The organism is Paenibacillus melissococcoides (assembly GCA_944800085.1).
GTDB lineage: Bacteria > Bacillota > Bacilli > Paenibacillales > Paenibacillaceae > Paenibacillus_B > Paenibacillus_B melissococcoides.
Genome location: CALYLO010000016.1, coordinates 69,471 through 95,878, shown reverse-complemented (window position 1 = coordinate 95,878; position 26,408 = coordinate 69,471). Strand labels below are relative to the sequence as shown.

The following is a 26,408-nucleotide window of genomic DNA, read 5'->3' as shown; positions in this document are numbered from 1 at the left end:
TTTCACGAATATATGTTCGATTCGATGCATGTGCGTATGCGCGCTCTACGGCCTCGTAGAGCCTCTTTGATGTCTGGATGATGATTTACACTAGATTAATTTTATAATCGCTAGAATAGGTCGTTCCGTTCGCCTCACGCTGTATTGATGTTTCCCACACTTGATCCACAACTGCAAGGTAATCCAGCGGCACCCGCCCTGCATCCACCTCATACGCATGGACGTCGAAATCCAAAATACTCATGCTACGCTTGCCGACAGGCTTCTTGTATTCCGTCCAGTATGGCCGTAGCGCCGTGTATGGGAGTAGATATTCTTTCTTCTGTTTTTCAAAACTGACAAGTACAAAGGCTACGGCCCCATTCTTATGACACTTTTCCAAATGTTCGTATTGATGATCGGGAAGCTTGCACAAGTCAAATCTAGTAGGATTTTTGGTAGATTTCGCCTCGAACACTATCGCCCGCCCTCGATATACGCCGTCAAAGTCAACCGTTGATTGCTTTTCGAAAAACCCTGATATTACCCGGCTCCCCTGGCTGCGGGTTACCTTGACCGGAGTCGGCCGCTTGTTGATTACAGCAAGCCCCTGACTCTCATACAACCGATTAGAATATTCAATTAACTCTTCAAACGCCATACCGCGGTTACCGTATTCCATCTGGCATCCTCCTCCCTAATGCTCCTCCTGGGCGGTTTCTGATATGTCCTTTCCGTTTCTGGTCCATTACCAATAGCCCTATTTCGTCTGCATCCCGGGCGAACGCACGGGCAATATCCGTTACACAAAAGCCTTCTTTCCACATCTGCCGGAATACTTCAAGATCCCTTTGTTCCCACATAAAATCCATGTCGTCACATGCGATATATGCCATCTCTACCACCTTCCCGGATACGGGCTGGGCCGGCGCTTCTGACCATCGCGATCCCGGTATGGGCCGATCTTTTCCATCCGCTCCCGTTCCTCTGGCGTCATTTGCCGCTCTACAACGTCACTCGCCTTCCGGTCTCTGTCGTCCCTCTCGGGATCTCTGCGAGGCACAGGCTTCTTTCCTGACTTGTACGCGAATCCGTCTATCATCTCGAACCCTCTTTGCAATTGGGGCACGGTCCGAACTGCGTCATTGCCCCTATGCGCTTGATAACCACCTTACTACCGCCGCAAATAGTGCAAGTTTTCATGGATTTCTCCTCCTATTCCGTCCGTTTACATGAATCAACTTTACCCACGGTTCGATCCGTTCCATAATCCGTGCCGCCTTCTTCTTGTGCTGCTGCGGTTCCATCTTGTCGAAGTCCTTCACGTTGCTAAGGTGCCTTTCCAGCTCGGTCATTGTGAGGTTCGAAGTATATAGCGTAGGCTTTTGCTCCATACGCCGCTGCAGTACTGGCCCTAACACTTCATCCCTTGTCCAAGTCGTCAACGGCTCGGCCCCAATGTCGTCCAGTATCAGTACATCCACATCTCGTATTGCATCCAACTTCTCGCTGACTGTATTGGTCGATATAGCACCTTTCACTTCTTCCAGAAAATCCGGGACATACACCATTGCGACCGCTACACTACGGTTAGCCAACTCATGGGCGACTGCTCCAATGATTTTCGTTTTCCCGATCCCCATGCCCCCGTAAAGATACAGGCCTTTGACCGTTTCACCCTCTTTAAAATCCAAGCAGTATTTCATACATTCTGTTATGGCTGCCTGCCGCTGCGGATCGACGTCCAATTGTTCAAACGATGATTCTGTTATTGATGCTGGCATATGATGGCTTTTAATCATGTGTTTTATTTTCTGCTGCTTGTTTAAAGCCTGTTGTAAATGGCACGGCAGCAGCCGGAAGTTGAGCAGTTCCAGGTACGGCGGATCCGAATCTGGCACCAACCTATGCCCAGGAAACTCGTTTTGGCAGGTATCCAGCCCCGTACAAGCCCGGCAATTATCACAATTACGGGTATAGTTATATAGCTCGCTTTTCTTGCTCTTCTTTAGGTCGCAATCAGGAAACTTTTCCTTGAGCGCAACTATATCCGGGTGATGCTCAAGTTCTGCTTCCATACGCGCCAGACGTTCTTTGTAATTCGGCGGGATTACCTTAGCTTCACCTAAGACCGCGCCCATATCTTTCAACCGGTATCACCTCGCATTTTCTTGAGTTGCTCAAGCAAATCTATTACGTTCTCCTTGCCTTTCTCTCCGGGCGGAACGGCATCCACCTCCGGGACGGCACCCGACGCCTCTGCAGCGGGAACGGTACCTTGCTGGGCGTAAAGAGAAAATATGACTGGGGAACAGTATTTCAAGCTTTTAATCTCATCGCGGTTGTGCTTTGGCTTGAAGTTGTCAAAGGAATAATCTATGCCTTGCAGCACTACTCGTAACGGTATGCGTTCGACAATGTAACTATCTACCTCATCCTCGTCTATCTTCGTAAGGTAGAAGCCTTTGCCTCTGCGACTAAGATACTTATAAGCAACCTTCTGTCGATATTCGTGAACTGAAATCATTGGTTCAGAGTCCGTATCTGAAGTATCAGGAACGGGATCCTGTTTTTCATTCAGTCCAAAGATTGATTCGATATCATCCGAACAACAACTATCTTTCTCATCATTCTTTTCATTCTCTTTATTCTTTACATTCTTGTTTGTGCTCATTTGTTGCTCATTTGTTGCTCGTTTGTTGCTCACTTGCTGCTCGTTTTGTTGCTCATCATCGTTGTCTGAACCTTGATAAAGTGCCCAGTTATCAATGGTTACGACGCTAAATTTGTTGCTCGTTTTGATGCTCAAAAATCCGCCTTTTTCGAGCGACATCAGCCATCTCCAAACGGTATATTCTGAAACTTGATCCTTCTTCTTTAGACCGCTGTTATACTCCGAATGAAGCTCAAATCTACCGGTTACAAATTGTCCTGGCTCGAGCAAAACTGTCTGATTCCCGACAATCTGCTCGCGCCGTTTATGGGTTGCCGTAAGCAAGCAGATTGTCCATAGCCGATACAATTGATGATTGTTAAAAATGGCATTGTATCGGATCTTTCTATGAAGTTTTATCCAGCCTTGCATACCACCCACCTGCTTATAAAATAATTTCTATTGTTCGAGGACTGTTTGGCTTGCGTCTGATCTTCCCTTGTGCTTCTAAGGCATCAATATGACGTTGCACTGTGCTTGTGGATGCAAGTCCCACCTTTTGCCCAATCTCTCGCACTGTTGGTGGATACCCTTTTGCAAGTACATGTTCTTTAATAAACTCAAAAATTGCTTGTCGTTTAGGACTAATCTGACCCCGCATGTATTTCACCTTCTCCCTAATACCGTATTGATTATGTGCGCTACCAATCGTCTGAACCGTATGCCTTCTTGTGTGCCGTCCAGCCACCGGTGACAGTCTGTGCAAAGATGCAGCAGATCCGTAACCTTGGTTTTCCAATCAAGCTGTTTCCGTCCGGTCAGGTGCGCCCTCTCTGTTGCCCATGCCTTCTCACAAATTTCACATATGCCCTTGCTCCGTTCCTTTAGTTCCGCATCCACAGACGGGCTTATATCGCCCATCTGCTTCTGCGTTAGTTTCATGCGCTTGCTCTTCCCCGGCTTCGGCACCGGATTGAATGATAGTGTCATCTCGCAATCAACTCCGAATAGTGGATGATCCGGTTCAACACCTTCGTTCCCCGACAATACCTGCAGCGCTCACAACGTTCTGGTTCTTCTTGGCCGGACTTTACCGTTAGGATCCGCGGCATGTACCTTTCAACCTCATCCAACGCCCGCTGTATATCATAGGCGTTAATACTGATCGCCGCCTTGTCCGGTGGGTCCTCTTTAGACACGGCCACGATGTACGGTTCTATCCAGCCGTCCCGCCCGAGTTTTCGCCGCTCTATCTCTGCGTACAAAGCCATCTGCGTCACATAACCCTGCGCCTCGACAAATGATACATAGCCGTTCTCTGGGTCCCACGTCTCCTTGCTGATGTTTTGTACTGTCTTGATGTCGCTAAAGCGCAGTCGGTCGGGAGCATAGTTGTCCATTTTGATTTTCCACCATGTTCCAGTGAACTCTGCCGACATAATTACTTCCTTCTGACCTTGAAGCAGGAACATGCATAAAGGATCGTTCTCAAGTGCCGATATCATGGCCTCAGCGTCCCGGTACTGACATTTCAATTTCCCCTTAGTCGGACCCTTACTAGATATCAGTTCTGGAGTAGCAACCTTAAATGACTCAAATGCCTCTGCCCCCTCGAAATAGGCATGCACATATGAGCCTAATAGGAGGGCGTCAGAAGGAGGCTCCTGCCAACCTTCCAACTTCGCCATTGCCATTGCTTCACATGCCCGGAAGTCCTTATACTGACTATTGCTCATATACTCCCAATTCGCTTCTGCCGAATAATAGTTACTGCTGTTCAGCTGCAGCATCGGCTTCGCCTCCAGCCTTATCCTTCTTGACCTTCTTATCTGCCTTCGCTTCCTGCTGCTTCAGGAACTCTTCCTCGGCCTTTGTAGGCTGCACAACGGGCTTGATAGTGAAATAGTCCTCTCGCTTCGCCATGCCGTCTCTGAGAGCCTTCCAGACGTTCCTTAAACGCAGATAGTCATTCTCGGTAAAAGCTTCTTGGTCGCATCCGATATACTCCTCGATCATCTCTTTGCTGACTCCGTATTTTTCTTGGAATTGCTGGAATGCCTTCCGCAACCGGTCGGTCAAAGGTTCCGAGTAACCGTTTTTAAGTGTCTGCCGGCACTGTTCGAGCGCAGCGTCAACGATATCGCCCGGAATTACACCCATTATACACGCGCGCATTCGCCGCGCCCCCAGGTTAGCTACCAGTTCGTAGATATCACGAGGATCATTTAGCTTACTGATGCTACCCTTCTTTTTTGTCTCGTGCCGCGCTGTAAACGTCATCTGTCGACGCGTGTTTGTCTCAATGTCCCATGCATAGGCCATCACCTTGGATTCTCCCGGCCGCTGCTCCAACTCAATCAAGCCGTAGTCGATGTTGCCCCAGTTCTGGGCCAGAACCTCTGCGAGCCGGATTGATGGACCACTTACCTTGCTTCCTCCGCGCGGAAACTCATATTCAGCCTCTTCGGCCAACTTCTTGCGCTGGCATGCCGTCATAATTCGGTTATAAGCAAACTGTTGATCCCGCGGGAACTGCTTCGCCATGAAGATCGCGGCCTTAACCTCTTCCGTTTGCCGCGTGGTAGCCAACTGAGCCGTAACTGACGGTAGCGGCGGCGCCTCGGTCGGCAGCATGTAATTGGAATAGTCCATTTGTTGCGTATCATCGAAACTCATGCTGTCAATCGTCTGTGAAAATGTCACTTTAACTGTGCTATGAAAATGTCACTTGTGTGATCAGAGGTCAGCCTTACCAGGTGACCTCTGCATAGCTATTATGTTGCGAATACATTGCATCTTGGAACGAACTGTTTTTTGTGGTACGCTTATTTTTAGTGTTATCATACGTGGTTTTCCACGGATGATTCTGGGCGGGTTTGCGTGGCGACGCAGAACTCGCCTTTTTTGATCCAGACGTCTTGCGCTGTGGCTTCTGAGTTTCTTTGAGTGCCCAGGGCTGGCCTTGGTGCCACAACAATACATCCCCTGTTAACGTCTCCCGCACTTCAACCGTCGTTTTTGCATCCAGACGAAGGGAAGCAGGCTGGGCAAGGGTATAGCACTTTCCGTTGTACGAGAGGGTGTTTCCGGTCCCGAGTTGCCGATAATTGCGAAGCGTGAACACATGATTTAAATCGATAGACGGATCAAGCTTCAGGTAAGCCGAATCGGTCATTTTTGGCTCTATGGCAAATTTGTGATTGTGCTTCTGCAATAGGCTGGGCAGAGCCGCGTTCGCCTCTTCCAGCGTCTTGATGCCAAGAAGCCGCAGTTCGATCACCAAGCGATCCTGAAATGTTTGCCAGAGGCGTTCTACCCGTCCCTTGGCTTGCGGTGTAATTGCCTTGATGTGCTCAATATGCAAGTCAGCCATCGCTTTGCCGAAGTGGGAGAGCGGTTTGGTCTCCCCAGCGAGCTCTTGCTCGAGCGTCAGCTTTTCGTTAGGCGACCGGAAAATCGTATGCCGATCACTGTAAAGCCCAAGGGGAACCCCGTATTTTTCTATCCCTTGCTGCATGACTAGAGAGTAGGCCTCCCGGCATTCGTTCGGACGAAAGACGGCACCGACAACGGTACCTGTTGCATCGTCAATCGCAGCATGCAGCGTAAAGGATGAAGCCCGATCCTCCAACCATGCATAAGGAGTTGCGTCAATCTGCCACAGCATGCCGGCTTGCGGTTTGCGTTCCCGTGGCGGATGGGCTTTACTGCGACGCCGCTGCTTGGCTTGCTTGAGCCCACTAGCCAGAAGGATACGTCTCACGCTGGAAGCGCTCAGTGTCAACGATTCATGCTCCTCAAGAAGCTCTGCGAAGTGGCAGCAATTGCTTCCGTAATACTTGGCTGTGTACAGCTCAACGATTCGTTCCTTCACTTCATTGGGAAGGGCGTGATGAGGCTGTTTCCCCCGATTCTTGTGTATAAGTTCTTGTGCTCCTTTTCCGGATTGGTATTTCTTCTTTAGCCGAATGACTTGGCGTTCTGATAAACCCAGCGCTGCCGCTCCCTCCCTATTGGTCATCCGCCCATCTATGATTTTCTCCACAACGAGTACCTTCTTCATTTCTGCTTTCGTCAATGTCAATATCTCCTGTCCCATAGTGACATTATCTCAGAACAGTTATAGGGTGACATTATCACAGAAGAACAACAATCATCGAAACTCATGCTTGATCCCTCCTGAATTTGTGATATAATGCACGTAATTGTATTCGTTTGAGTTTTCGATTAGCTGCGGCTCCTACCCCGCGGCTAATTTACTTTTGTCGCTTCTCTCGAAGCAACCGGCAGTATTCAGCGTGAAGTTCCTTTGTTGGAAATTGAAATTGTGGCGGCTTCCCGTCCGGGAAAACAATGCTCCCCCCGACTTGTGTCAAGCACATTTGTGCGTCCTTATCGTCCACCGCTTTGATTCTCACCGCGAGTCTCATACCATTCACCCCAATCCACTGGTTTACTTACGATGACATCAAACCCTGAGCACTCAAGCGCTTCTAGCAAACAATCCAAGCAATGCGGTTCCCGGTGTTTGTACACTAGATATTCAGCCGGCCACCCGCATCCGCATTCCGGCCTCATGATGCTAACCCACCATCGAACCCATACTTCCGCCCAATCGCCACCATTTGAGCCTTCAGCTCCGCTCTAATCGTTTCGTCAGGCTCGTCTAAATACCGATCGTAGAGCGGCGTGTATTCCTCGATTGCTTGTTCAATCCGCGCTTCCAGTTGCTGCGTCATGCCTCCTCTACCTCCTCTCTTAATGCTTCGTACCACGCCTGCGCCCCGCCTACCGTCCCGAACACGAGATACCGAGTAAGCTGGCACGTATTCCGATCCGCATCACACGCCGCGGCGATCCATGGGCTCTCATCTGTTTTCACTTGTCATCACCCTCCATAATCCTTGCGGCCTCCAGGATTTCGATCCATTTATCGCCGTGCTTGACGTACAATTTGTTTCCTTTGCGCTTTCCACCCTTTAACATGTTCATCCCCCTTTCCTTATTTTGGCTGTAATCTCTCAACCTTCCCCGCTAAAATAGAGTTGTCCAGACACCATTGAAGGGAGGTGATACTATGCCTAACAAGAAGCAAACATCGAAAAAAGTAGCTTCTACTGCCTCCAAAATCTTACGCGACAATAGATAGAGCGCAGCTTCAAAGAAAGTCGCGGGGAGTGCTCTATCTCAGACTAAAAAGAAGTAACTACAAGGCCTTTACCTGTACATCAGGCTCTAAAGAGACGATCATGGCAGCATTGATGTAAATTCTTGTCTTGCCGAATGAAAGTTCAACCATAGAATCCATCTCCTTCGGCAGGACACCTTTTCTAACTTCGTTTATTTCAACATCCTCGTATACATCGCCACTCACCAAAACGATAATTTTGGCTTTCAATTGTTCATTCCCCTTTCTTAATTGGCTATAGAACCAATGCTTAATTCCTTTACTATGGTGGTGTAGATTTCTTTCAGGCGCTGGTCCGACTCGATGACATCTAACCGGTTCGTATCGTTGATCCGTGTTTTTGTGGCGCCTGAATCCGCCAGACGGTCGCGGAGGTTGGCAAGGCGGCGCTTCAAGTCGCATTTCCCACGCAGTTCCAGCGTGTCGTAACTGAGGGAGCGCAAGTCCCGGTAATTTTCATTCAGCCGGCGCGCTGCTGCGTTCAACATGCTGTTAATTGATTTTCTCCAATCATCGTCACGCTGCAGGAATGTTTCCTTAATCGTTGTGATCGTCTGCTCCGTGGACTGCTGCCGGGCCTCCAGTTGCTTCATGCCCTGCTCCATATTGATTAGTAATTGGAGTTGAGGACTAAGTTGCCCGATGTTCACGCCCCCTTGAAGCTGCTGCCGCATCCGTTCGAATTCGGCAATGTATCGTTCCTTAAACTCCATCGCTTTTTGTCCGGTATATCCCATTGCCAGGAGCGTAAATCCTTTCTCGTTAATCAAATACCTTGGCATATCTCGACCTTGTGCGTTCGTGTACGTTGACTCGGCGAAATTGCCGACCCGGAAATTGTCGCTACATTGCAATTCACGAATGTCCCGCATTACTCTGGCGTGTTCTTTACCGAACACTTCCGCTACCGTTAAGCTGTCTGTTACTGCTCGTCCATTTTCGATGAATACGATCTCTTTCTTGCGCTGCGTATCCATCCATCCTTGCATCGTTGAATTAATCTGATCTCTGTTCATGCTGATTCTCCTTTCTCATGAGAGCGTACTTTCTGGTTCTTTAGATTATCTCTCCATTGTTTCACGTCTTCCTTATCAGCCCGTCTTGTTGTGCCGATGCTGTAATTTGGGATTCCACCCATTTCTGGCGACAAGTCAAACAATTCATAGACTCGACGTCTGTCAATGGAGAAAATATCCGCAATGTTTTGTGCCGACATTTCATCAGGCATCTTATCCCAATGAATAATTTTTTCTTTAGCCATGACTCCCACCCTTTCTAAGCAGAAGTGCGTTTTTTTGTCTTCCGAGGATCGTCAACTTCTTCTATATAAAAATAATCGTCAAACTTCCCTCCAAATACTTCCATTACCCCGGCGATAAATTGATTTCCGGGCGTGTTGTACCTTTCATCACTTATTGGCAGCTTATTTCTCCACACCTGCGTAACATTCACATTCAACAAGTCAGCCAATTCCTTATCAGTAGCAATATCCTTATCAATTTGCGCCTTCATTAACTCTTTAACTTTCAGACGAACCACATACTTTTTCATGAGCATCCTCCCCCCCCAAAATTGCGATCTCGCAATTTATTTTATTTTATTTTGTCCTCGCAATTCAATTATATTACAGCAATTCCGGGCGCGCAATAGATTCTGAGATAATAATTGCGTACACGTAATGATTGTGTTATGATATTTTCAGCCATTAGATGAAGGGAGAATTTTGAAGAAAAATGAACGAAATGAAGATCGGCGATTTTATTAAGGACGCGAGGATTCGGAACGGGTATAAAACAAAGAAGGAACTTTCGGAAGTCACTGGCGTATCACCCGCCACATTGACCAGAATTGAAAATAATTCTCAGATACCCACTCCTGATACTTTGTTGAAAATTTCTAAACAGTTGAAAGATGTTACATATGGGGAATTAATGAAAGCGGCAAATTACTTCGAGGGTCTGAAAGAAGAACATGAGGATTATTTGGTAAATCTCATGAATGAAGGCGAGGAATTGGACGCCAAAATAATTGATATGTTGGAGACATGCTTTATGTATATCAACATGGATAATGACATACATAAAAAGTTGCTCACAATGTTTGCACCAAATGACATTCTCGCTCTGTATGAAAACGCTAATTTGGATGAATTCATTAATTTGTACAGACGAAATGACTATAACCTCGAAGCAAAGAAAAACATTGCTGAAGAACTAAATAAAATCATCATGAGTTATTCTCCAAGATTAAAGGAGTATTATAAACAATGCAAAAATGTTAAGCCGATTCCACTTATTGGTTCTATCTGTGTTGGAGATGGGATATTGGCCAATGAGGAAATTGAGGAATTCATCAATTTCCCCTTTTTGAATGTTCAGCAACCAGACTACGCGTTAAGGGTTAAAGGTGACTCGATGATTAATGCTGGAATTGAAAACGGAGACATTGTATTTATGCGTAAAGCCTCATGGGCAGAGTTTAACGGTCAAATTGTGGCCGCAATTATTAACAGCGAAGAAGGGAGTTTAAAGAGGATCAGTTGGTCCGAAGGTTCTCCTAAATTCACACTTTCTCCCGAAAACAACGCTTATCAGTCTGTGGAGGTGAGTCCGAATGAATTGATAATATGCGGCGTCTATGCCGGACATTTTAGACCATCACTATAGGGAGTGTTCAACTTTGAAAGGAAGTTATTACAAGCGCGGGAAGACATGGTCATTTATGATCGACATCGGGAAGGACCCGAAAACAGGCGAGAGAAATCAGTTAGGTAGAGGTGGATTCAAAACTAAAAAAGACGCCCAGGCCGCTGCAGCCGAAATATTAGCTGAAGTGAATCGTGGAACGTATGTAAAAGAAACCAAGATGACATTTGAAGAGTTATCTGAGCAATGGTTGAAGCATTATAGCAAGCACGGTAAACCGAAAAAGGATGGGACGATAAGGATAAGAAGCAACGAGAGGGATAACCTTTTAACCTGTTTTGCAAAAGTGATTGCTAGCGAAATAACGCCTGGCGATTATCAAGCAGCGCTGAACTCACTAAAAGAACATGGAGGAGTAAAAAAGAGAGGGCTGGGCGAGAATACGCTGTCCGGCATTCACTCAACCGCCGGGATGATTTTTGAGTATGGAGTTAAGATCGGGGCCGTGAAAATCGATCCGACCGAATCTGCCTATATACCCCAAGGATGTAAAAACTGTCGAGGAACTAGAAGAGAACAATGACCTTCCTAATTACTTAGAAAAAGAAGAACTCATCCATTTCCTCAATACAGCCCAAATTCACGGCCTGGATCGGGACTATGAAATTTTTACGACGCTCGCTTACACAGGGATTCGAGTAGGCGAACTTTGTGCGCTTAAAGAAACTGATATTGATTTCGAGGAACATAAAATTCGAATAACTAAGACGTTATACAACCCTAACAATAATTACAGTAAATATATCCTGAACACACCTAAAACCACTTCGTCGATAAGGGAAATTCATGTGGAGCCCGAAATAATCGAGGGTTTTAGGAACCTTCTAACAATGCAACAAATTGAAAAGGCGAAAAGACCGAATACTTACCATGACCGCGGTTTTGTTTTTGCCAAGTTAGGCCAGTACGCAGGATACCCTGAAGTAGTAAAAATGATCCAACTTAGAATGAAGCGCCTCTTGAGATTAGCCGAACTGAATCAGGAACTTACTCCACATTCATTACGACACACTCACACTTCGTTGCTCACGGAAGCCGGAGTCAGTCTCGAGCAGATCATGCAAAGACTTGGGCATGCAGACGACGACATTACACGAAAAATTTACCTACACATAACCAAACCAAAAAGAATAGAGGCTTCTCAAAAGTTCGGCGAACTAATGAGAGCCTCTAAAAAAACGGACTCAGAGTTAACAAAATGTTAACAAAATGAAGTTAACAGACGCGGAACCCTTGTTGCACCAAGGGTTCCTAGTCTTATTACATCATTCCGCCCATGCCGCCCATTCCGCCCATGTCAGGCATTGCTGGCTTTTCTGGTTCCGGCTTGTCAGCGACAACCGCTTCGGTCGTCAAGAACATAGCCGCTACGGAAGCTGCGTTCTGCAGTGCGGAACGAGTAACCTTCGCAGGGTCGACGATACCCGCTTCGATCATGTTGACCCACTCGTCTGTTGCGGCGTTGTAGCCAATACCTGTCGCTTCTTTCTTCAGGCGCTCAACGATGATGGAGCCTTCTTTACCTGCGTTGTCCGCAATCGCGCGAACCGGAGCTTCCAGCGCGCGAAGAACGATGTTGACACCAGTCAATTCGTCGCCAGTAGATTGAACGGCCGCTACCGATTGGTATACATTCATCAATGCCGTACCGCCGCCGGCAACGATGCCTTCTTCCACGGCTGCGCGAGTCGCGTTCAACGCGTCTTCGATGCGGAGCTTGCGCTCTTTCAATTCGGTTTCCGTCGCAGCGCCGACTTTGATAACCGCTACGCCGCCTGCCAATTTAGCCAGACGCTCTTGCAGTTTCTCTTTGTCGAACTCGGAAGTCGTTTCTTCGAGCTGTGTACGGATTTGCTTGATGCGAGCATTGATATCTTCTTTTGCGCCAGCACCATCAACGATGATGGTATTTTCTTTCGTAACACGGATTTGACGTGCAGTACCCAATTGCTCGATCGTAGTCGATTTCAATTCAAGTCCGAGTTCTTCCGTGATCACTTGACCGCCAGTCAATGCAGCGATATCTTGCAGCATTGCTTTGCGGCGATCGCCGAAGCCTGGAGCCTTAACGGCTACGCAAGTGAATGTGCCGCGAAGCTTATTCACGATCAAGGTTGCTTGAGCTTCGCCTTCCACATCTTCAGCGATGATCAGGAGCTGCTTGCCTTGTTGAACGACTTTCTCAAGAACAGGAAGGATTTCTTGAATGTTGGAAACCTTCTTGTCTGTGATCAAGATATATGCGTTATCGAGGATAGCTTCCATCTTGTCGGTATCCGTGATCATGTATGGAGATACATAACCACGGTCGAATTGCATACCTTCTACAACTTCAAGCTCCGTGTTGAAGCCTTTGGATTCCTCGACAGTAATTACGCCGTCATTGCCGACTTTCTCCATTGCTTCTGCGATCAATGCGCCGACTTCTTCGTCATCGGCCGAGATGGCAGCAACTTGAGCGATGCTTTGCTTGTTCTCGATTGGCTTCGCAATTTTCTTCAGATCTTCGACTGCAGCTTTCACTGCTTTCTCGATCCCTTTGCGAACGACCATCGGATTCGCGCCAGCCGTAACGTTCTTCAAGCCTTCGCGAATCATCGCTTGAGCCAGAACCGTAGCGGTTGTCGTACCGTCACCGGCAACATCGTTTGTTTTTGTAGCTACTTCTTTCACCAGTTGAGCGCCCATGTTTTCAAAAGCGTCTTCCAGTTCGATTTCCTTCGCTATCGTCACACCGTCGTTCGTGATAAGCGGAGCACCGAATTTCTTCTCCAATACGACGTTGCGGCCTTTCGGTCCAAGTGTTACTTTCACCGCGTTAGCCAGAGCGTCAACCCCGCGAAGCATGGAACGGCGTGCGTCTTCCGAGAACTTGATTTCTTTTGCCATCGTGAAACCCTCCTCAATTCATTCAGAATGATACGGCGTGCATATATGTCCGTCTGGGAGTCTTCCATTCCGAAAGACTCGATCGTACTTATGTCGGTAAGGCTGTTCCGCCGGGCCGATTACCCGATAACAGCGTGAACGTCGCTTTCTTTCATAATCAAATACTCTTTGCCTTCATACTTCACTTCAGTACCGGCATATTTGGAGAAAATAACGCGGTCTCCTTCTTTCAGATCGAGCGGCACACGTTGACCGTCTTTCCATACCCCGTTACCTACCGCGATCACCTTGCCTTCTTGCGGCTTCTCCTTCGCCGTATCCGGCAGAACGATACCGAAAGCTGTAGTTTCTTCCTTCGCGATTGGTTCGATCAATACGCGCTCACCTAATGGTTTGATCATGAAAAATAGCCTCCTTTGAACAAGAGTTTATAAGGTGAAGAATTCTCCGGCGCCTGGGACAGGCAGCGGTAGAATCCTCAAAAACGAAGCATTCGCCCGGTGTTAGCACTCGACGATGCTTAGTGCTAATAACCAATTCCTATGATACTGATTTTGGGTTTACATTGCAAGAGGGTTTCGCGTGAAAAAATTATTTTTCCGATCCGGCGCTCCTCGAGCACACCTTACCCATTTTATCCAAAAAGGCTCATAACATTCCATCCTGTTCGCGGATTGACCCCGCAGCGCGCAAGAGCCCGCATTCATCCGCCGGGCACAAAAAAATGCAGGCACAACAAGATGAACGCTCCATGCGAACCTGTTACACCTGCATAACGGACTTCATGATTAGACCGCCGTCGTATCGGCGCCTTCTCCGAATTCCTTCTCCCATGCCTCCTGCTCCAGCAGCTGCTTCCGGTAGACGATCGAGGACATGAACACGCTGATCTCATATAAAATGAGGAGCGGTATCGCCACGAGCAAGTCCGAGACAATATCCGGGGGCGACAGCATCGTGCCGAGCAAGATCAGGACAAAGTACGCCACCCGCCGCATTTTCCGCAATCTCAGCGGGTTCAGCAGCCGGATCCGGGTCAGGAACATAATGACGATCGGCAGCTCGAAGAGCAGCGAGATCGGGACCAGCAGATTGAGCATGAACGAAAAATACTGCGTGATGCCGTACGTCTCGGTCAAGTTCATATGCTTGTTAATGCCCGACGTGAAAGAGAACGCCATCGGAAAGACGACGAAATAGGCGAAGGACAGCCCTAGCAAAAACAGCACAAATACAAAAGGGACGTACCGGAGAGCAGCACGCCGTTCTATTTCCCGGAGGCCGGGGCTGACGAAAGCCCACAGCTGGTACATCGCAAACGGAAGCGTCACAGCCAATGCAATAATGAAGGCGAACTTCATATATATCCCGATCCCGTCCCATAGCGAGAAGCCGTGAAGCGGCATCTGATTGGCCGGCTCCGTATTGCGCAAATATTCGTAAATCGGATCAGCGGCGAGGAATCCTGCCACCAAGCCAATGACGAGGACGATGATGATATAGACGACACGTTTGCGAAGCTCCGTAATATGCTCGATCAGTGTCATTTGTTCTTCCGTTACCTTCGACATGCCTCACCAACCTGTTCCTTCCATGGTAAAAGCGGGACCGCCCCGCTGAACATGACAGACAACGTCTGGTTACTCAGGGAGGCGGCGCTGATTGGCGCTGTTCGCTTCGCCGGACGCCTTGGCCAGCTCCTGGCCAGCCGGTTCGACGTCAACCGTCTGAATTTCTTGGCGGGCAGGCTTCGCGCTTGGCTCATCCCCCATAATATCGCGCGCGCCTTCCTTGAATTCCCGCAGGGTGCGGCCGAAGGCCCGTCCCAATTCAGGCAGCTTATTCGGTCCGAACAATAATAGCGCAATGACCAAGAGCAGAAGTATTCCCGAGACGCCAATGCCGTTGAACATAGCGAAAATATCTCCTTTCTGCAGATCCTATAATAGAGTGCTTGTGATCTACATCATATCATATGCGCCATCCGTAATATACCAAATAATCTGTAACAATATTATGAAGGGTTCTATTCCGCGCCCTTGTGCTCCCCGTTCAGCACGGCAAGCGCATGCGGAATCTGATCCATAATCGGCAGCAGATTCTCATGCACGCCTTTCGGATCTCCGGGCAGATTGATGATGAGCGTCTGTCCCCTCACCCCGCACACGCCGCGGTTCAGCATCGCCCGGCGCTGCTTCTGCATCGAGGCGAAGCGCATCGCTTCCGCCATGCCCGGCACGAGCCGATCGACGACCTTGAGCGTCGCCTCCGGCGTCACGTCCCGCTCCGCCATCCCGATACCGCCTGTCGTAATAATCAAGTTGGCCTGAAAATAATCGGCCATCTCGATGAGCGATGCGGAAATCTCATTCATCTCATCCGGCACAATCCGGTATTCCACAATCTCACCATGGAGTTCTTCTTCGACGAGTTCCCGAATGACCTGGGCGCTCGTATCCTCGCGCTCTCCCCGGGATCCTTTGTCGCTCGCCGTCAATATTGCTACTTTCCAGCGCATCAGGGCTCCTCCTCCCGCCTAGCCGGCACAACCGGCCTTCTTCAATATATTGGCACGCGCAGGAAGGACGTCCATCCTTCTGCCGCATGCGATCTCATCCTCTCGGCACTTACTCGCGGCCGCCGTTCCTCCCGGTTAGCGGCAGCTCTGCATCGGCTGCGCAAGCGATGATCTCATCCTCGGTAATCAGCCAATCGACGGCGATATCATGCGCTTCCATCGGCACGCGCTCCGCCAGCTGCCACGAATAGATGCAGCCCAGCCGCACGGCGCGATCGGCGCGTCTGCGCTCAAGCGGCGCACGGTCCAGCGCCTCCAGATAAGCATGCCAGAACCGGTCATAATAACCTGCGCCCAGCCCCAGCCGTCCGCCCTGCCGATCATAGGCGATACCGGGAACGAAAATCGCGTCCAGCTTGTCCCAATGCTCCGGATCCAGCCGCTCCGTCTCGGGCCCCGGCTCCTGCAGGCCGAAGGTGCCGCTCGTGAATACCGTATGCTCTGTCCACGGATGCAGCGACATCGTCCGCGAAGCCGCGTCCGTGCGCGGAAGATAGACGGCATCGCCCCGCTTCCGGCAATCAAGCAGCAAGGCGGTAATATCCAGCTCATTGCCGAACGGAAAATAGGCGCACAAATGCAAGGGACGTCCATGCCGCTCTCGCAGCGCTTTCATGAATGGGTAAGCCCGCCGGCATACGGCTTCGCTGCTGGACTCCCGCTCCTGCGGGCCGACCGCCTGCCTGCGCGCCTTATATTGCAGACGAAGCATTCGCTTCTCCTCCGCTGCCGTCAACGTTACCGCCCCTTTCTATATCGGCCCTGAAGTTGTATCGGAATTCCGCAGGGCAATCTATATGAGATGTACTCAATTTTCATTCATTTTTCATTATTTTCAACCTTAGTTTACCATCCTTCCCCCGTTAGCGCCACCATCCGGCCCATTTTTGCGTGCAAACGCCATGCCGCGCGTTCTCCGCGATTCATACACGCAGATATCACCATAATCTGAACCAATTCGAAAACCCCCTGCGCAGCGCGCAGAGGGATGACCCGCAATGTTCAATTCCTCCTAAGCAAGCACGCCCTTATTTATCTCATATTGCCGCCGGTATCTGCCGCCATGGCGATGTCGTCCTTATGAACATGGACGCTCAGCACCAGCCCGATGGACAGCATATTCGCCAGCAAGGAGCTGCCCCCGTAACTGATGAACGGAAGCGATATGCCGGTCAACGGCATCAGGCCGATATGCATGCCGATGTTGACGAAGATTTGAAACAGCAGCATGCCGGCCAGGCCGACAACGAGATAGGAGCCCGCCAGATCACGGCTCTCCCGGGCGATAAACAGCATGCGGAAAATAAGCAAATAAAATAAAAGCAGCAGAACCGAGGAGCCGATAAATCCGAATTTCTCGCCTATGACCACGTAGATGGAATCCGAGTATGCGTACGGAATGTAACCGCGATCAACATAGAAGCCGGAATTTCCGCTCATTTGACCCGATCCGATCGCATTCATCGCGTTATTGACATGCCACGATTTATCAGGATCGAGGCCGGGTTCAAGAAACGTCTCGATTCTTGATAATTGATGGGGCTTCAACAGGTTGGCCAGGATATCGTAATTCGAAAAATACAGCCAGCAGACGCCCCCGACCGGCAAGGCCATCGACGCGAGCAGCAGCAGCATATGCAGGACGTGAATATTCCCCATCCACAGCATGACGGGCAGGACGGCGACGAACACGAGCGCGGTGCCCAAATCCGGCTGCTTCATCACAATGAAAGCCGGTAAGAAGAACACGGCGCCTATCGGCAGCAAATCCCGAATGAACCGGAGCTTGTTCCCGGATCGCTTTTGCAGCAGATTGCAGGTGACAAGCACGGTAGCGATTTTAACCAATTCAGAGGGCTGAAGCTGGAAGCCTCCGACTCTTATCCAGCGTACCGCTCCGTTAATATTTTCTCCGGTGAACATCACGAAGAGAAGCAGAGCAAGCCCGATGCCATATAAAATATAAGCTGCGGCGCCTGTAAAAATAGAGTAGTCAAGCAGCGATATCAGCAGCATGGGAAGAAGGAAAAGTACAAAAAAGCCTATGCTGTACTTGTACAGCCCATCCAGATTCGTGCCGGAAGTAGCTTCATCTACGGCAACCGTCCCGAGAATCATCAGGCCAAGCAGCACCAGGAGCGTCGGCTTGTCCAATTTTTTTAGCTTGCGAATATAAAACATCATGTGAGTACCTCTAGTTCGCAGATTGGGTAAGAAGGCATGCTTACTCGCGCTGTCTCCGATCATTGTCGCGGGAAATATTCAACAGTATGCCGGCGCTGGCCATACATAGCAAAAGAGAAGAGCCTCCATAGCTGATGAACGGAAGCGGTACGCCCTTAATCGGCATCGCCCCGGTTACCGCCCCCAGGTTCAACGCGAACTGGGCAAATATCATCGTGATAATGCCTGTTCCGAGCATAATCCCGAAGGGCTCATCGCTGCGAAGCGCTGCCATAAGGCCCCGCCAGAAGAAAAGAAAAAAACAAAATAAAAGCAATACCCCGCCCGCAAAACCGAATTCCTCGGCGATGACGGCAAAAATAAAATCGGTGTGCGCTTCCGGCAAATAGAAAAGCTTCTGCACGCTCTGGCCGTAACCCGTTCCCGTCATCCCCCCGTGAGCCAGCGCGATCAAAGACTGAATCAATTGATAGCCGGATCCTTCCGGATCATCGAACGGATTCAAAAACGACATAATCCGCTGGTAGCGGTAGCTGCGGCTGAAGGCAAGAATGACCAGCAGCACCCCGAATCCCCCGCTCAGGATCGCGATATGACGCATATTCGCCCCGCCGATAATAATGATGGTCATCGATAGAATCGAAATGATCATCACCGAGCCAAAATCCGGCTGCAGCATAATCAGCACCAGCATGACGCCAATGACCAGCAGAATGGGCAGCAATCCCACGGCGAACACGCGAATCCGTTCCTCTTTTTTGCTGATCAAATGCGACAAATAGATGATTAAGGACAGCTTGGCGAATTCCGTCGGTTGGAACCGCATCCCGCCCACATTGAACCATCGGGTTGCGCCATTCACCTTGACGCCGAAATAAGGAACGAGCACAAGCAGAACGATCGAGAACAACAACAAGAAGGGTGCGGCCTTGCTCCATGTACGAAACGGAATATTCATGAACACAAACATAGCGACAAGACCAATGAGAGCGAACAACATTTGCTTCGACGCATAATAGGACGGATTCTCATATTTCAGGCTGACCACGGCCGAGCTTGCGCTGTATATCATCGCCAATCCGAACATAACTAGCAGCAAGGTCACAAAAAGGAGCAAAAAATCCGGACGGCCTTTGATCGTTTGCTTCAAATGAACTCACCTCGTGCATCCTTCAAAATGAAAACGTTAAAACGATATTGACAACGATACCCCTCGCTGTTTCCGTCACACTACTCCAGTGTATTGACTCCTCCCCCAAAAGAGGTTATGAAAAGGTTAAAGTTGTTCCCTGAAGGGGTTGACAAAATCAAACGGCCGGGTTAAGGTTTAAAATGTCATAAAGACCTTGTTAGGTGAGGCTCCTATGCAAACATAGGCCACTGCCCAGAAATATCGAAAGATGCCCATGGGTAGAACAGGAATTGCCGGATTAAGGCTTTTCTTAACGTGGCTAAGAGAAGAAGGCTTCTCTTTACGTTGCATAGTGCTAAAACTCAACTAGGGGGCGCGGGAATGTTATATTTGCGTGCATTCATTGAACCCTCTAGGACTCCTGGAGGGTTTTTATTTTATTCTGCAAAGGGGGGAGAACACTCAATGGATAGTAGTTCCAGTATTCCGTCATCTCATCAAGTTCATAATCTTGTGAAGAGGGAGAACGAGGTTCTCTTTACCCTTAACTGTCATTCATACTGCACTTTTCACGCTGCCCGGTATCGGGGCAGGTGTATTTAAGTATGCAGAGATGCAAACAGTGAGTGTAATGGAGAACAGGAACTACAAGCTCTTCCTATGTGCAGGGAGAGCTTTTTTGTGTCTGTTTAACGAATCGAAAGTAAGCAACAATACGTGGAAGGATGTTTTCGATAGGAGGAATAAACATGGTTCAAAAATCGATGATTCAAGACTTGAAAGATAAACTGGCCGAGCAAAAGCAGGAGGCCCTCAATGATTTCCTCGCCCGGTTCCAGCCTTATGATTTAGCTGAGATGCTAATGGAGCTTGAGGAAAGCGAACAAATTCAATTTATTGCCAAGCTTCCGGTTGCCCTCGGGGCAGAAATTTTGGAATATGCCGATCCCGAATTGCAGTATCGAATCTTGGACCGCGGAACCAAGGAGACAGCCGCTTCCATGCTGAATGAGATGTCCAGCGATAAAGTCGTCGATCTGCTGCTGGCTATCCATCCTCACCAAGCCGGAACTTTATTGGAGCTTCTGCCTGCCGATTACCGGGAGAAAATCAGCGCTCTGATGCAATACCCGCCAGAATCGGCAGGGAGCCTGGCTACGGTAGATTATATTGCGGTCCGGAATTATTGGACGGTGGAGCATACGCTGCAGCATGTCCGAAAAGTCGGGCAAGACGCGGAAATGGTTTCGTACTTTTATGTGCTGGACAATAACGGCAAGCTGGTCGGGATCGTGTCCCTCAAGCAAGCGATCCTCGCCAAGGCCGACGCCAAGCTGGAGGAAATCATGCTCAAGGATTTCGTGTCGGTGTCTGCCCGGATGAACCAGGGGGAGGTTGCGACGATATTATCCAATTATGATCTGGTGGCTCTTCCCGTCGTTAGCGAGGAGCAGCGAATGATCGGGATTATCACGGTCGATGATTTAATTGACGTTATCCATGAAGAAGCGACGGAAGATTTTCAGAAAATGGGCGGAAGCCAGCCTTTGGAAGTGCCGTATTTTAAAAATTCCTTCTGGAAGCTATTTCGCAAGCGAATCGCATGGCTGCTTGTCCTATTCATAGCCGAAGCCTATACGGGGAATGTGCTGCGCTACTTTGAAGACACGCTCTCGGAAGTCATCGCGCTCGCATTCTTTATCCCATTGCTGGTCGGGACGGGCGGCAATACGGGAACCCAGACCGTAACGACTCTTGTTCGAGCTCTGGCGCTCGGGGAAGTGAAGCCGAAGGATATATTCAGAGTCGTTCGCAAAGAGGTGTCGACCGGTTTAGTTCTCGGACTCTGTATGGGCGCAGCCACGTTTCTTCGCGCCCAACTGCTCGGAGTAGGCTTTGATATCGGAAGCGTTGTAGCCTTGACGGCGATTTTCATCGTGATCTGGGCCTCCCTCATCGCGGCTGTGCTGCCTCTGGTCCTGCACAAGCTCAGAGTCGATCCGGCCGTCGTCTCCGGCCCGTTCATCACCACCCTGGTGGACGGCACCGGACTGATCATCTACTTCACTTTGGCGAAGCTGATGCTGAACCTGTGATTGGGACCGATCCAATCCTGCATCGGCTTACTCGCCATCACGAATAGCGCTTATGACTGCCAATGGAGAGCCCCAACCTCAACCGGGATGGGGCTCTCGGCGTGCGCCTGAACCTCCCGTTGCCGCCGGCCGGCTCCGGAGCCGCTAGCCCAATCATGAATGAATCGAATCGTCCGCGGCGATATCCATCGGTTCACGGCCGGATTGATTAGACAAATTTCCCGCGATCGGCGAGAATAGAAAATGGGCCAGACCGATACGGAATCCCCGATTCCCGCGGCCTGACCGCCAAGCCCCATGGCACAGCAACAGATTGAAAGGATGTCATCACGGGCTATGGTATCATTTCATTATTTTCGGATCGTGATACGAGAGAATAGCTTGTTATTAACGGAGGAGATACCCCTATGCTGCTTCAAGTGAACGGCATGAGCAAGAGTTACGGGATAACTCCCGTATTGTCGAATATTACGCTGCAGATTCTGGAGCGCGAGCGGATTGGGCTGGTCGGCGTCAACGGAGCCGGCAAATCGACGCTCCTGCAGCTCATCGCCGGAGAGATGTCCCCGGACAGCGGGACCATTTATAAAGCCAAAGAAACACGCATCGGTTACTTGGCTCAGAACAGCGGACTGCAATCCGACCGCTCCATCTGGGACGAGATGATGCTCGTATTCGCCCCCTTAGTGGAAGCGGAACAGGATCTGAGACAGCTCGAGCATGAGATTGCCGATCCGGAGACCGCCGCCGACGCCGCCCGCCATGAAGCGGTGATGCGCAGATACGCCGAGCGCTCGGAATGGTTCCGCATGCAGGGCGGCTACGAGATGGAGACGCGGGTGCGGAGCGTTCTTCACGTGATGGGCTTCGGCCAGATGGATCCGGGCACGCCCATTCATACGCTGAGCGGCGGCCAGAAGACCCGGCTGGCCTTGGCCCGCATTCTGCTGCAGCAGCCCGATCTGCTGCTGCTGGACGAGCCGACGAACCATTTGGACATCCATACGCTGACATGGCTCGAGAATTATCTCCGCTCCTATCCGGGAGCGGTGCTGGTCGTGTCCCACGACCGTTATTTCCTGGATGCGATGGTCACCACCATTATCGAGATCGAACGGCATCAGGCGAAGCGCTACACCGGCAATTATACGAAATATATGGAATTAAAAGCCGCCGAGTACGAGCAGCAAATGAAGTTATACGAGAAGCAGCAGGACGAGATCGCCCGGCTGGAGGATTTCGTCCAGCGCAACCTCGTGCGCGCGTCGACGACGAAGCGGGCGCAGAGCCGGCGCAAGACGCTGGAGAAGATGGATCGGCTGGAGAAGCCGGCCGGCGAGCTGAAGAAGGCGCATTTCCGCTTCGAGACGGCGCGGCAGAGCGGCAAGGACGTGCTGCAGGTGCAGGATCTGTCCGCGGGCTATGACGGCGCGGAGCCATTGTTCCGCCATGCGGAATTCGATCTGAAGCGCGGAGAGATGGTCGCTCTTATCGGTCCGAACGGAATCGGCAAGTCGACCTTGCTGAAGGTGCTGATCGGCAAGCATCCCCTTCGCGGCGGAAGCGCCCGCTGGGGCACCAACGTCTCGATCGGCTACTATGATCAAGAGCAATCGACGCTGAACCCGAACCATACCGTGCTCGAAGAGGTATGGAGCGCCTATCCGCATCTGGAAGAGGTGCGGATACGGACCGTATTGGGGAACTTCCTGTTCAGCGGAGATGATGTGACGAAGAAGGTCGCTTCCCTGAGCGGCGGGGAAAAGGCGCGTGTCGCCCTGGCCAAGCTGATGCTGCAGCAGGCGAACGTGCTGATTCTCGACGAGCCGACCAACCACCTCGATCTGTTCAGCAAGGAAGTGCTGGAATCGGCGCTGTACGACTATGAAGGCACGTTGCTGTTCATCTCCCATGACCGCTACTTCCTGAACAAGATGGCGGAGCGCATCATTGAGCTGGATGCGGACGGAACGCACCCGTATCTCGGCAATTATGACGACTATATGGCCAAAAAGCAGGAGCTTGCCGAAGACGCGGCGATTCACGCTTCCCAGCAGCCGGCGGCGCCAAGCAAGCCGGCCGCGTTCCAGGGCGGCGCCGCGGCGGACAGCGCGGCCGATGCGGGCCTGAGCGCGGCGGAGGCCTATGAGGCCGACAAGCAGGCCAAGCGCGAGGAGCGTGCCCGCCAGCGGAAGCTCGAGCAATTGGAGACACAGATTGCCGAGCTGGAAGCGAAGATCGCCGAGCGCGAGCTGGAGCTTGCCGAACCGGACGTGTATAACGACTATGTCCGCGTCCAAGCGATCCAGGCGCAGCTCGATGAAGACAAGGAAGCGTTGAACGCGATATACGCCGAATGGGAGCTGCTGATGGAAGCCTAGAGAGTAGAGTAGAGCCTAGAAAGCTCAGAAATAGAGGCTCAGTCGTCTGCATGCCAGCCTGTCCAAACCGTAAAGGGCTGCCCAGGGTCGGATCGGACCCGCAGGGCAGCCCTTCATTGTGCCCGGGAAGGAACTCCCCTGGCCTTCTAAACATCGGCATCACCCGGCCGCTCGTCATCCCGATCAGCTCCTGCGGCGTAAGCGGAAAGACGGCTACCCGATTGGCGAAGCCAAGCTCCTCCAATTTATCCTGCACCGCTTACCCGTTCATTGGTTTTTTCCATTGAAACATTCCCTCCTTCTTCCAAACCCAATCCGCTGTTGAAATCATTAGCGGGTTTCATGCTCATTACATCCTTTCCCCGCGAGCTGTGCGGCGGCCTCCCGTTTTCATACGATGAAGTCCGGGAATGATCACGCACACATAAATCACAACTTATGCACAGCTCGCGACGGGACGGTCGGCTGTCGACTCCAGCTTCATGTCGATTTTTTCGCTGTCATACCAATGGTTTTCGTGGAATCCCCAGCATTATCCACTGTTTTATCCACATTATCCACAACTTATAGGGCATATCCTGAAAAATCTATCCTCTTTTTCACCTGGATCCAGACCTTGGTCCCAGAGGGGAGTAAGCGTTTTATCCCCATTTTCAACAGGATATGTGGATAACTTTGTCCACATCCGCCTCAGAATGCATCGTGACGCCGGGCGGACACGAGCTCCGGCTCTTCCGCCGGACCTCCATGAGCAGCGGCGCCGCGAAGCGCCCGATTGCAGGCGGCCATATAGGCTTGAGCCGGGGCCAGCACGATGTCCTGATGCGTCGCGCTTCCCTGATATACCTGATCACGAAGCGATACCGTCACGACCGCTTCCCCAGACGCTTCCTCCCCGGAGGAGAGCGAGTGCAGCTCCAGATCCTCGAACCGGATTGGCTCCCGGACAGCTTGCGACAAGGCGCGGATAACCGCTTCAATCGGTCCGCTGCCCACCCCCGCATACGTCTGCTTCTTGCCGGTCGCCTGCTCCTGCACCGTCACGGACGCAGCCCGCTTGCGGTCATTGCCCGCCACCACTTCAACATCAAGCAGGCTCAACGGCTCCAGCTGCTCGTTCACCGTCTCGCCGATGCATTGCAGCAGCTGATCGTCCGTCACGACCTTCTGCGCATCGCCCACGCGCTTGAAGCGGTCATACACTTCGTTCAACTGGTCAGCATTGAGATGGACGCCATACTGCTCCGCGCGGTGCTTAAGCGCGTGCCGGCCCGAATGCTTGCCCAGAATAATCATATGATGCGGGATGCCCAGCTTCACCGGATCCATATTCTCATACGTGTTGCGGTTCTTGATCAGGCCGTCCTGATGGATGCCGGACTCATGCTGGAAGGCGTTGCGGCCGACCACCGGCTTGTTGTAGGCAATCGGGAAATGCATCATCCGGCTGACCGCGCGCGACGTCTCGTACAAATATTCCGGCCGGATGCGGGTCGCGGCCCGCAGGGCATCGCCGCGCGTATCGAGCGCCATGATCAATTCCTCCAGCGCGCAGTTCCCCGTCCGCTCGCCGACCCCGTTGACCGTCACCTCGATCTGGGTCGCGCCCGCTTGAATCGCCGCCAGGCTGTTCGCGACCGCCAGCCCCAGGTCATTATGGCAGTGGGCGCTGAACACCGCCTGTTCGGCTCCGCGCGCTCCCTGGCGCACCTTGCGGAACAGCGCCCCGTATTCCTCCGGGGAGATGCGCTGCACCGCTTCGAATTCTCCCGGACTCGAGATCGGGAAGCCCGGCTCGATCACGTCGACACCCAGCCGGACGAGCTGCTCCGCCAGCTCCAGCTTCTGAGGCAGCGTCAAGGCCGCACCCGGGGCCTGCTCGCCGTCCCGCAGCGTCGTGTCGAAAATCTGAATCATCCGCTTCTCCTGATCTGGCGCAGCTCCTGCCAGCACCGCATTACCTTCTGTATGAGTACCCATCGCGATTCCTCCCATTAATCCTTCTTTTTCTGAAAATAATCCATCTTCTCAAAAATAAAAAAAGCCTGCCGTCTCTAAAGAGACGACAAGCTCTGCTCTGCCGCGGTACGACTCTCGTTGGAAGATCATCCGCAATCGCAGGATCCTCCCCCTCGGCCTGATAACGGTCAGGTACCGTAGCCGCCTACTGCCCTTCGGCATCCTTCCGATGCCATGAGCCTGTTCAGCCGCTCCACTCCCGGGCGAGTTCAGACGTTCCGCCGCTGCGTCGCACCACCCCGCAGCTCTCTGATCGGCTTCCGTGTCTTACTGCTCCCGTTCTGCGCGTTCGCTATATGCATACTCGTTGATAACAAAAAAACCTGTCATCTCGTTAGAGACGACAGGTAGATGCCGTGGTACCACTCTAGTTGACGACCTTCATCTTCGCGCTCAAGATGAAGCGTTCATCCGCTTATGCGTCACACCGCCGGATCCGGATCATGGCGATGCGCGCGCCCGCTGACGGGGGCTCCGTAACGGCATACCGCCGCGCTTGAGGGATCGGCGTCCGCTTCCGTCCGCATCCCAAGCCGGCATTCCGCCGTTCCGCTCCCAGGCGAGTTCAAGGCAACCGCCGCTGCGTCGCACCGTCCCGCAGCTC

At 51.2% G+C, this 26,408-nt stretch carries 29 protein-coding genes, 1 pseudogene and 1 riboswitch; of the genes and pseudogenes, 5 read left to right on the top strand and 25 right to left on the bottom strand.

What is annotated here, in order from left to right; translation table 11 throughout:
* Positions 1-85: 85 nt before the first annotated feature.
* The 15 genes and pseudogenes from OCY70_RS33315 to OCY70_RS33245 all read right to left on the bottom strand — a co-directional run bounded on the left by OCY70_RS33315 (position 86) and on the right by OCY70_RS33245 (position 9,371).
* Positions 86-661 (bottom strand): Holliday junction resolvase RecU, encoded by a 576-nt coding sequence (locus tag OCY70_RS33315; RefSeq protein WP_213431441.1) that lies wholly within the window; start codon positions 659-661, stop codon positions 86-88.
* Positions 662-877: 216 nt separating this feature from the next.
* Positions 878-1,081 (bottom strand): hypothetical protein, encoded by a 204-nt coding sequence (locus OCY70_RS33310; RefSeq protein WP_213431442.1) that lies wholly within the window; start codon positions 1,079-1,081, stop codon positions 878-880.
* Positions 1,082-1,178: 97 nt separating this feature from the next.
* Entirely contained in the window at positions 1,179-2,120 is a 942-nt protein-coding gene (gene dnaI, locus OCY70_RS33305) for a primosomal protein DnaI (RefSeq protein WP_306433993.1), read from the bottom strand.
* 5 nt (positions 2,121-2,125) lie between these two features.
* Positions 2,126-3,064 (bottom strand): hypothetical protein, encoded by a 939-nt coding sequence (locus OCY70_RS33300; protein WP_261944914.1) that lies wholly within the window; start codon positions 3,062-3,064, stop codon positions 2,126-2,128.
* A gap of 19 nt (positions 3,065-3,083) precedes the next feature.
* Positions 3,084-3,293: pseudogene (locus tag OCY70_RS33295) on the bottom strand (LexA family protein); the annotation flags it as partial.
* A gap of 5 nt (positions 3,294-3,298) precedes the next feature.
* Positions 3,299-3,622 carry a hypothetical protein gene (locus OCY70_RS33290; RefSeq protein WP_261944913.1) on the bottom strand — a complete coding sequence of 108 codons (324 nt, stop codon included), beginning with the start codon at positions 3,620-3,622 and terminating at the stop codon, positions 3,299-3,301.
* Positions 3,619-4,422 carry a PD-(D/E)XK nuclease-like domain-containing protein gene (locus OCY70_RS33285; protein WP_315973949.1) on the bottom strand — a complete coding sequence of 268 codons (804 nt, stop codon included), beginning with the start codon at positions 4,420-4,422 and terminating at the stop codon, positions 3,619-3,621. Before OCY70_RS33285 ends, OCY70_RS33290 begins: the two co-directional genes overlap by 4 nt.
* Positions 4,400-5,308 carry a hypothetical protein gene (locus OCY70_RS33280; RefSeq protein WP_373871546.1) on the bottom strand — a complete coding sequence of 303 codons (909 nt, stop codon included), beginning with the start codon at positions 5,306-5,308 and terminating at the stop codon, positions 4,400-4,402. Before OCY70_RS33280 ends, OCY70_RS33285 begins: the two co-directional genes overlap by 23 nt.
* 73 nt (positions 5,309-5,381) lie before the next feature.
* The gene (locus OCY70_RS33275; RefSeq protein WP_261944557.1) at positions 5,382-6,710 is read right to left on the bottom strand and encodes an ISNCY family transposase; all 1,329 of its coding nucleotides are present in this window, start codon (positions 6,708-6,710) and stop codon (positions 5,382-5,384) included.
* A gap of 496 nt (positions 6,711-7,206) precedes the next feature.
* Complete coding sequence (locus OCY70_RS33270; RefSeq protein WP_213428838.1) at positions 7,207-7,371, bottom strand: hypothetical protein; 165 nt, start codon at positions 7,369-7,371, stop codon at positions 7,207-7,209.
* On the bottom strand, positions 7,368-7,514 hold the full coding sequence (locus OCY70_RS33265) for a hypothetical protein (protein ID WP_213428839.1): 147 nt from the start codon (positions 7,512-7,514) through the stop codon (positions 7,368-7,370). Before OCY70_RS33265 ends, OCY70_RS33270 begins: the two co-directional genes overlap by 4 nt.
* A gap of 324 nt (positions 7,515-7,838) precedes the next feature.
* Complete coding sequence (locus OCY70_RS33260; protein WP_213428841.1) at positions 7,839-8,030, bottom strand: hypothetical protein; 192 nt, start codon at positions 8,028-8,030, stop codon at positions 7,839-7,841.
* Positions 8,031-8,047: 17 nt separating this feature from the next.
* Positions 8,048-8,836: a Rha family transcriptional regulator gene (locus tag OCY70_RS33255; protein ID WP_261945322.1), complete on the bottom strand. Its 789-nt coding sequence runs from the start codon at positions 8,834-8,836 to the stop codon at positions 8,048-8,050.
* On the bottom strand, positions 8,833-9,081 hold the full coding sequence (locus OCY70_RS33250; protein ID WP_213428844.1) for a DNA-binding protein: 249 nt from the start codon (positions 9,079-9,081) through the stop codon (positions 8,833-8,835). The genes OCY70_RS33255 and OCY70_RS33250 overlap by 4 nt, the downstream gene beginning before the upstream one ends.
* 14 nt (positions 9,082-9,095) lie before the next feature.
* Positions 9,096-9,371 carry a hypothetical protein gene (locus OCY70_RS33245; protein WP_213428847.1) on the bottom strand — a complete coding sequence of 92 codons (276 nt, stop codon included), beginning with the start codon at positions 9,369-9,371 and terminating at the stop codon, positions 9,096-9,098.
* A gap of 182 nt (positions 9,372-9,553) precedes the next feature.
* On the opposite strand from OCY70_RS33245, the gene OCY70_RS33240 reads away from it, so the two are divergent.
* Genes OCY70_RS33240 through OCY70_RS33230 form a run of 3 tightly spaced genes read left to right on the top strand, consistent with a single transcriptional unit; the run spans position 9,554 to position 11,730 of the window.
* Positions 9,554-10,486, top strand: a complete 933-nt coding sequence (locus OCY70_RS33240) for a S24 family peptidase (protein ID WP_213428849.1) — start codon at positions 9,554-9,556, stop codon at positions 10,484-10,486.
* Positions 10,487-10,499: 13 nt separating this feature from the next.
* Positions 10,500-11,048 (top strand): Arm DNA-binding domain-containing protein, encoded by a 549-nt coding sequence (locus tag OCY70_RS33235; RefSeq protein ID WP_249725216.1) that lies wholly within the window; start codon positions 10,500-10,502, stop codon positions 11,046-11,048.
* A complete protein-coding gene (locus OCY70_RS33230; protein WP_315973951.1) occupies positions 10,981-11,730 on the top strand; it encodes a site-specific integrase in 750 nt (249 codons plus the stop codon). Before OCY70_RS33235 ends, OCY70_RS33230 begins: the two co-directional genes overlap by 68 nt.
* A gap of 55 nt (positions 11,731-11,785) precedes the next feature.
* Here the strand turns inward: OCY70_RS33230 and groL are convergent, their stop codons facing one another.
* From groL to ftsW, 8 genes are all read right to left on the bottom strand, one after another.
* Positions 11,786-13,414 carry a chaperonin GroEL gene (gene groL / locus OCY70_RS33225; protein WP_213428851.1) on the bottom strand — a complete coding sequence of 543 codons (1,629 nt, stop codon included), beginning with the start codon at positions 13,412-13,414 and terminating at the stop codon, positions 11,786-11,788.
* Between the two features lie 119 nt (positions 13,415-13,533).
* On the bottom strand, positions 13,534-13,815 hold the full coding sequence (gene groES, locus OCY70_RS33220) for a co-chaperone GroES (RefSeq protein ID WP_006676838.1): 282 nt from the start codon (positions 13,813-13,815) through the stop codon (positions 13,534-13,536).
* Between the two features lie 387 nt (positions 13,816-14,202).
* A complete protein-coding gene (gene tatC / locus OCY70_RS33215; RefSeq protein WP_213428853.1) occupies positions 14,203-14,985 on the bottom strand; it encodes a twin-arginine translocase subunit TatC in 783 nt (260 codons plus the stop codon).
* 69 nt (positions 14,986-15,054) lie between these two features.
* A complete protein-coding gene (tatA, locus tag OCY70_RS33210; protein ID WP_213428855.1) occupies positions 15,055-15,327 on the bottom strand; it encodes a twin-arginine translocase TatA/TatE family subunit in 273 nt (90 codons plus the stop codon).
* A gap of 113 nt (positions 15,328-15,440) precedes the next feature.
* Entirely contained in the window at positions 15,441-15,932 is a 492-nt protein-coding gene (locus OCY70_RS33205; RefSeq protein ID WP_213428856.1) for a MogA/MoaB family molybdenum cofactor biosynthesis protein, read from the bottom strand.
* Positions 15,933-16,041: 109 nt separating this feature from the next.
* Positions 16,042-16,728 (bottom strand): 5-formyltetrahydrofolate cyclo-ligase, encoded by a 687-nt coding sequence (locus OCY70_RS33200; protein WP_249725218.1) that lies wholly within the window; start codon positions 16,726-16,728, stop codon positions 16,042-16,044.
* Between the two features lie 296 nt (positions 16,729-17,024).
* Positions 17,025-18,173, bottom strand: a complete 1,149-nt coding sequence (locus tag OCY70_RS33195; RefSeq protein ID WP_261945332.1) for an FtsW/RodA/SpoVE family cell cycle protein — start codon at positions 18,171-18,173, stop codon at positions 17,025-17,027.
* 43 nt (positions 18,174-18,216) lie between these two features.
* The gene (gene ftsW / locus OCY70_RS33190; protein WP_213428860.1) at positions 18,217-19,326 is read right to left on the bottom strand and encodes a putative lipid II flippase FtsW; all 1,110 of its coding nucleotides are present in this window, start codon (positions 19,324-19,326) and stop codon (positions 18,217-18,219) included.
* Between the two features lie 188 nt (positions 19,327-19,514).
* Positions 19,515-19,689: riboswitch (M-box (ykoK) riboswitch) on the top strand.
* 368 nt (positions 19,690-20,057) lie between these two features.
* Here ftsW and mgtE point away from each other — a divergent pair.
* Positions 20,058-21,404: a magnesium transporter gene (gene mgtE, locus OCY70_RS33185; RefSeq protein WP_213428862.1), complete on the top strand. Its 1,347-nt coding sequence runs from the start codon at positions 20,058-20,060 to the stop codon at positions 21,402-21,404.
* A 407-nt stretch (positions 21,405-21,811) separates the two neighbouring features.
* Positions 21,812-23,785, top strand: a complete 1,974-nt coding sequence (gene abc-f, locus OCY70_RS33180) for a ribosomal protection-like ABC-F family protein (protein ID WP_213428864.1) — start codon at positions 21,812-21,814, stop codon at positions 23,783-23,785.
* Positions 23,786-24,475: 690 nt separating this feature from the next.
* Here the strand turns inward: abc-f and OCY70_RS33175 are convergent.
* The gene (locus tag OCY70_RS33175; protein WP_213428866.1) at positions 24,476-25,765 is read right to left on the bottom strand and encodes a homocitrate synthase/isopropylmalate synthase family protein; all 1,290 of its coding nucleotides are present in this window, start codon (positions 25,763-25,765) and stop codon (positions 24,476-24,478) included.
* Between the two features lie 461 nt (positions 25,766-26,226).
* Positions 26,227-26,373 (bottom strand): hypothetical protein, encoded by a 147-nt coding sequence (locus OCY70_RS33170; protein WP_213428868.1) that lies wholly within the window; start codon positions 26,371-26,373, stop codon positions 26,227-26,229.
* Positions 26,374-26,408: the final 35 nt, after the last annotated feature.